General features: G+C 70.7%; 1 protein-coding gene. It reads left to right on the top strand.

Features of this window, described 5'->3' with window-relative positions:
- Positions 1 to 1,033, top strand: a 1,033-nt coding sequence (locus CcI156_RS23750; RefSeq protein ID WP_083718803.1) for a ubiquinol-cytochrome c reductase iron-sulfur subunit, incomplete at its 5' end; no start/stop codon positions are given.
- Positions 1,034 to 1,065: the final 32 nt, after the last annotated feature.

Here is a 1,065-nt window from a genome sequence, read left to right as displayed (position 1 = left end):
CCGTGAGCCCGCGACCACGGCCGTTCGCCCGCAGGCGGGGGTCATCCAGCCGACCTACGGGGAGCGGGCCGCCGGTGGGGTGACCGTCCGTCCGCCGCGCGCGCAGGACGTGGACCGCCGGGCCGAGCGGCGGGCGGAGCGGCTGATTGCCGGCTGGTTCCTGATCTCGGTGATCGGCACCGTCGGGTTCGTTGTCACCAACTTCGTCGGTGACAAGTACAAGGCGTACTACACCCCCTCCCTCGGGGCCGCGCTGGGCCTCGCCGTCGGTGGGCTCGGCATCGGCCTGATCCTGTGGGCCAAGCGGCTGATGCCGCACGAGCAGGCCGTGCAGGAGCGCCACGCGTTCGCCTCCTCCAAGGAGGAGATCGCCGTCACCGAGGAGGAGATCGCGGCCGGGTTCGCCGACACCGGCCTCGCGCGCTACCCGTTGCTGCGCCGCACCCTGCTCGGGGCGGGCACCGTGCTCGGCGGGCTGATCGTGGTGCCGCTGCTGAACCTGACGAACACCAAGCCGGGCAAGAAGCTCGACCACACGAGCTGGGTGAAGGGTGYCCRCCTCGTCACGGAGGWCGGCCGTTACGTCAAGCTCGGCGACGTCGCCATCGGCGGCATCGAGACGGTGTTCCCGGCCGTTCCGGTGACCGAGTCCGACGGCACCGTTGCGTACCAGCCGAAGACCGATGTCCAGACCAAGGCCGACAGCACGACGCTGCTCATCCGGCTGCCACCGGGGGTCGACCGCCCCCGCAAGGGCCGGGAGGACTGGGGCGTCGACGRCCACGTCGCCTACTCCAAGATCTGCACGCACGCCGGCTGCCCGGTCAGCCTGTACGAACAGCAGACCCATCATCTGCTCTGCCCCTGCCACCAGTCCGTCTTCGACGTGCGGGACGGCTGTCGGGCGATTTTCGGGCCGGCCAGCCGGTCCCTGCCACAGCTTGCCATCGCCGCGGACAAGGACGGGTTCCTCTACGCCCGTGACGGTGACTACCACGAGCCCGTCGGTGCCGCCTTCTGGGAGCGCTCATGACCACCGCATCCGCCCCCGAGTTCGTCAAGCGG

The sequence above is a fragment of the Frankia sp. CcI156 genome, from assembly GCF_001983015.1.
Classification (GTDB): Bacteria; Actinomycetota; Actinomycetes; order Frankiales; family Frankiaceae; genus Frankia; species Frankia casuarinae.
The sequence above is the reverse complement of the archived record's forward strand: the minus strand, read 5'-3'. Positions and strand labels throughout refer to the sequence as shown.